The organism is Companilactobacillus hulinensis (genome assembly GCF_003946555.1).
Classification (GTDB): Bacteria; Bacillota; Bacilli; order Lactobacillales; family Lactobacillaceae; genus Companilactobacillus; species Companilactobacillus hulinensis.
The window spans coordinates 1-1,266 of the sequence record NZ_RHOO01000051.1; the positions used below are offsets into that span (position 1 = coordinate 1).

Annotated in this window: 1 protein-coding gene; it reads right to left on the reverse strand. The window is 38.7% G+C overall.

Annotated features, from left to right (window positions below):
* Positions 1–78: 78 nt before the first annotated feature.
* The coding region (gene ltrA, locus EKM66_RS12460) for a group II intron reverse transcriptase/maturase (protein WP_125765039.1) at positions 79–1,266 on the reverse strand (1,188 nt) is incomplete at its 5' end.

Sequence of the window (1,266 nt, forward strand, 5' to 3'; positions counted from 1 at the left end):
GATCGAGTAGGAGGTAATTTTAATTACCGACCTCTCACACCACCGTACGTACGGTTCCGTATACGGCGGTTCATTAATTTAAGCATTCTGAATAGACTGGAGTTTCTTGGACATATTTATTAGTCCAAGGGATTCCAGTTTTTGATTTGTCAAAGTGTACAACAGAGTCTTACTATGTGCTGTTCGCCAATATCCCTTACGGGTGTTGGCGAAAGTTCTAGCTTCAGTTCTTGCCATTCCTAGTTTTATCAGATTCTTAATTCTAGTTTTTATTTTCTTCCACGACTTCCATATGTATTGCCTGATTCTAGAACGTAACCATTCATCAAGTGCTTTAATGAATGCTTTCATTTTTCCAATTCCATAGTAGTTTAGCCAACCAACCATCTTCTGATTGATCTCCTTGAAGAGTTCATCAAGGCTCCTGCCTCGATTTCTCTTCGTTATTTTCTTAAGCGATTGTTTAACTCTCTTTTTGGCTTGTTGGCAAGGACGCACGTAAGTGCCCTTGCTGGATACACCAATTGAAAATCCTAAAAATTTCAATCTTAAAGGAGAACCAACTTTTGTCTTTTCCTTATTAACTGTTACTTTTAAGTCATTCTCAAGAAAATTAGAGATACTATCTAAGACTCGATAGCCTGCACGTTTGCTTTTGACATAAATATTGCAGTCATCAGCGTAGCGGACAAACTTATGCCCTCGGGCAGTTAGTAATTTGTCGAGTTCATTTAGATAGATATTGGCAAGTAATGGGGAGAGGTTTCCACCTTGCGGTGTACCCTTTTCAGACTTCTGAAACATCTGTCCATCCATCACACCACTGGTGAGGAATTTACGAATCATTCTCAATAGCCATTCATCATTGATATATTGTTTGATGAACTTCATTAGTAAGTCATGATTTACCGTATCGAAGTAGGCTTTTAAATCAAGGTCTATCGCAACGTGATAGCCTTGGTTGTAAAATTCAGTGACACGTTTTATGGCATCATGAGCACTACGATTTGGTCTAAAACCAAAACTATTATCTGAAAAGATTCTCTCAAATACAGGAGCCATTGCTTGCGCAATTGCCTGTTGTACCAGTCGGTCAACGACCGTTGGTACTCCCAGTTTACGTTTAGTTCCGTCAGACTTAGGTATTTCTACTCTTCTGACAGGACTTGGTTTGTATGAAAGGTCTCTCAATGATTCAAGAAACTGAGATTTATTCTCTTTAAGGTAGTCCAAAAGTTCATAGACAGACATTCCATCTATTCCTTC